We start from the raw sequence: 3,938 nt of genomic DNA, 5'->3' as shown, positions 1-3,938 counted from the left end.
AGCGCTTGGCCGCCGCTCTCACACTCTCTTTACGGAGCTGTATTGCGCGACGGACCGCCTCCGTCGTGCGGGCGCTGCCGTGAAGAATTTGGCCCATAGCGCATCTCTTGCCGCATGGTGGTCAACCGTACCACCACACCGTGGGATCAAACACCTAGCAGTAGAAATGTAATGTGAAATCGAAAATCACTAGACGGTGTCGCGTGCTTCGAGCGCATTGCTGCATCAGGTCGGCTATCCGATCGTTTTTCAGGCATATAAGCCTGTCGGATTTGTATGTCGGTTAAACAAAGTGCGGGTGGTCAATAAGCTTGCTAATCAGCCTCCACAGAGGGGCCGGTTACGAAACGACGCGACATGCCCCGATCACCCGTGCCCGTACACGCAACCTGAGAAGCTCCGCTTCCGAGGAGGACAAGGCAGAGACCTACGACTGAGTTGGGTGATTTCTGCCGGAAGGCTTCTGACCTCAGAATGTGGATGAGATAGCGAATCGCTTGAATATCATTAGCAGTTAACTATCACAGCTCATGTTACGGATCAGCTACAGCAAGGACTCAGGTCGGACCCTGAGCAGGATGCTGTCCAACACCGCCACGCTGATCCGCAGCAAAGTCGAGCAGGACGCCGCCGACCCAGCCTTGCTCGGCAACAACGTCAACGCGTTGAAGGGCAGCACAACACCCACCGGCGAGCGGCTCGTCGTGCTGGCCGAGGCCGATTACCTCGCCTTGGTCGAGGCCCATGAGGACGCGGCGGACATCCGGGCTGTGGAGACGTTCCGCACGCGCTTGGGCGCTGGCGAGGAGGAGTTGATACCGTCCGAGGTGGTCGACCGGTTGCTGTCGGGCGAGAGCCGCGTGCGAGTTTGGCGCGAACACCGCGGCCTGCGGATGGGCGAGCTGGCCGAACGCGCCGGGATCGCCTCGGCGTACCTTTCGCAGATTGAGACTGGCAAGCGCGAGGGGACAGTGAAGATCTATCGCAAACTCGCGGCCGCCCTCGATCTGGGGATCGAAGATCTGGTCAATTGACGAGCGGGACGGCGCGTACCGGATGCGTGGGCTTTGCCGAGAATCCTTCGCTGGGTTGGCGGCGAAGGTCGCCGAGCAGTGTGAGGCAGGCATCCGCACGCTGCCGGACTGCGAAGCAGTCGTAAGCCCTGTCGTGGAGGGTCCGATAGACGCTCGTACGCGTGATGCCGAACGCGTGGACGATGGCAGCTGGCAAGTGTGGGTCGTAGACGGAACGTCGGCTTCTGACTGCAGCGCCGCAGTCGGATTGCGATTCCCAGTAAGGATCGTTCGCATAAGGGCAGGTTACGGAGCGACACGGCGTTCCGCGATCGTGCGTGACCCAGAGTGCCCTGGGTAGGTCTGCTTCAAGGTCGTCCAGGCAGGCGGCTATGACTGGGATGGGTGGTTTTCTGCCCGTCCGCTTCCAGGCGCCGGATGTCTTGAACCGGACATAGCAGCGGGGAGAGCTCACAACCCAATCTAGCTTTCGAGCCTGCACGTCAGGTTGGCCGGGGTGGATAAAAGGCGGTCGAGCCCTCCTGTGGCCAAGTACGCCTGTGCGACACCGTCGTAAGGTGCTAGGCGAGCGGATGGTCACCCGGAAGCCCCTCAGCGTCTCGCTCACCCCGGAGCTCCATGCGTTCGTCGCCGACATGGTGAAGGCCGGTAGCTACACCAGCTTCAGCGAGGTCGTCCGCGAGGGACTGCGCTTGCTGCAGGAACGGAAGCGCGCTGTCCCGCCGTCGGGTGGCGTCGCCCGGACCCGGTCCGGCGAGCGCTGACATGACCCTTTCGCGATCCTGTCTCGCCGGAGGCGGCGAGGCCGGCGAACGGCTTCGCGCCGTCGACTGGTCAAACAACCCGCTCGGGCCGGTCGAGGGCTGGCCCATCTCTCTACAATCGACGGTGCGGATCATCCTCGGATCTGAGTTTCCGATGATGCTGCATTGGGGGCCGGACCTGGTAACGGTCTACAACGACGCCTACGCCCCGAGCCTCGGCAACAAGCATCCCGGCAACCTCGGACGCCCGGCCCGGGAATGGTGGTCGGAGATGTGGGACCAACTCAGCCCGATCTTCGACCGAGTGCTTTCCGGAAAGCCGTTCTTCGTCGAGGACGCGCGTTACACGCCAGAGCGCGATGGGGAGCAGCGGGAAGCCTTCTTCACCCATTGTCACAGCCCTGTCTGGGACGACCAGGGACGGGTCGCGGGTATCTTCCTCGTGGTCACCGAGACGACGCGTCGGGTCGTCGCCGAACGCGGCCTCGTCCAAGCCAACACCGTCCTGACTGGCAACGAGAAGCGCTTGGCCGAGAGCGAGGCGTACTGGCGTGGCCTGTTCGAGCGCCTCAACGAAGGCTTCATGGTCGTCGAGGTGGTTCGCGACGCCGCGGGCGTGGCCCGGACCTGGCGCTTCGCCGAGATCAACGAGGCCTGGGAGCGGATCTCCGGCCTGCCCCGCGCGGAAGCGACCGGCCGACCCGTGGACGAGGTGATCCCGGGCGTCGAGCGGGAGTGGATCGACCGGTACATCCGCATCGCGGAGACCGGGGAACCGGAAAACTTCCGGATGCCGCTTGAGGCCCTGGGACAGTTCTACGAGGTCCGGGCGTTCAGGGTGGCGCCCGACCGCGTGGGCGTGCTGTTCCAGGAGATCTCCGCCCGGCAACGCGAGGAGGTGCGCCGCGCGGCCCTGCTCGAACTCTCGGAGTGCCTGCGCGACCTGAGCGAAACCGAGGACATGGCGTTCGCGACGGCACAGATACTGGGTCGCGCCCTTCAAGTCTCGCGCGCAGGCTACGCCACGATGACCGATGGCGGTGAGGGCCTCTGGATCGAACGCGACTGGACCGCCCCGGGCTTCGTGAGCGGGGCCGGCTCCCACCGCACGGCGAGCTTCGGCGGGGCCGTGGCGGACCTCGACGGCGGCCAGCCCGTCATCATCTCGGACACCGCCCTCGACGAACGGACCGCGACCGAAGGGCGCGCCGGGTTCGACGCCTATGCGGTTCGAGCCCTGGTGAACTGGCCGCTTGTCGAGGATGGACGCCTGGTCGCCTTCCTATACGTCAACGACGGGAATGCGCGAGAATGGCTGCCCGAGGAAATCGCGTTCCTGCGCACCGTCGCCGAGCAGACCCGCTCGGCGACCGAGCGGCGACGAGCTGAGCACGCGCTGCGGACGCTGAACGCATCGCTCGAACGGCAGGTCAGGGAGCGGACCGCCGAGCTCCGGCTCTACCGGGACATCGTCCAGTCCGACAGGAGCCCAATCCTCGCCTTCGACACCGCATACCGGTTGACCGGTTTCAACCAAGCCCACCATCGGGACTTCCTACGGGTGATGGGCCACGACCAGCAGGTCGGGGATTGCCTGCCGGACTTGTTTCCGCCCGACCAGGCCGCGATGCTTCGCGGGCTGATGGACCGGGCGCTGGGCGGCGAGACGTTCTCGGTCACCGAGGCGTTCGGCGACAAGGAGCGCGCCAAGCCCACCTGGGAGATCACCTACACACCGCTGCGCGACGAGGAGGGCAACATCCTCGGGGCGTTCCACCACGCGCGGGACGTCTCGGCCCGCCTGCGCGCCGAGCGCGACCTGAACGCGGTGCAGGAACAGTTGCGTCAGGCGCAGAAGATGGAGGCTGTTGGGCAGCTCACCGGCGGCGTCGCGCATGACTTCAACAACCTGCTCACGGTCATCAAGTCGTCTACCGACCTGCTCAAGCGACCCGCCCTCGCGGAGGAGCGTCGTCTCCGTTACGTGGCAGCCATCTCCGACACGGTGGACCGCGCCGCCAAGCTCACGGGCCAACTCCTTGCCTTCGCGCGGCGTCAGGCGCTCAAGCCCGAGGTGTTCGCAGCTTGCGACGGCGTGCGGGCCCTCTCAGAGATGATGGCAACGCTCACCGGGTCCCGC

3 protein-coding genes and 1 pseudogene are annotated in these 3,938 nt (G+C 65.1%); 3 read left to right on the top strand and 1 reads right to left on the bottom strand.

Translation table 11 applies throughout. The features are described from left to right. Positions 1-97, bottom strand: a pseudogene (locus MKK84_RS28110) (IS481 family transposase); the annotation flags it as partial. A gap of 481 nt (positions 98-578) precedes the next feature. On the opposite strand from MKK84_RS28110, the gene MKK84_RS28105 reads away from it, so the two are divergent. The 3 genes from MKK84_RS28105 to MKK84_RS28095 all read left to right on the top strand — a co-directional run. After that, positions 579-1,034 carry a helix-turn-helix domain-containing protein gene (locus MKK84_RS28105; protein ID WP_243925327.1) on the top strand — a complete coding sequence of 152 codons (456 nt, stop codon included), beginning with the start codon at positions 579-581 and terminating at the stop codon, positions 1,032-1,034. A 572-nt stretch (positions 1,035-1,606) separates the two neighbouring features. Continuing rightward, positions 1,607-1,798: a type II toxin-antitoxin system ParD family antitoxin gene (locus MKK84_RS28100; protein ID WP_243925326.1), complete on the top strand. Its 192-nt coding sequence runs from the start codon at positions 1,607-1,609 to the stop codon at positions 1,796-1,798. A 1-nt stretch (position 1,799) separates the two neighbouring features. Continuing rightward, a partial coding sequence (locus MKK84_RS28095; protein WP_243925325.1) for a PAS domain-containing protein occupies positions 1,800-3,938 on the top strand: 2,139 nt, incomplete at its 3' end.

It is taken from the genome of Methylobacterium sp. E-065 (genome assembly GCF_022829605.1).
Taxonomy (GTDB): domain Bacteria; phylum Pseudomonadota; class Alphaproteobacteria; order Rhizobiales; family Beijerinckiaceae; genus Methylobacterium.
Note: the sequence above shows the minus strand (reverse complement) of the source record. Positions and strands in the feature narration are given on the sequence as shown.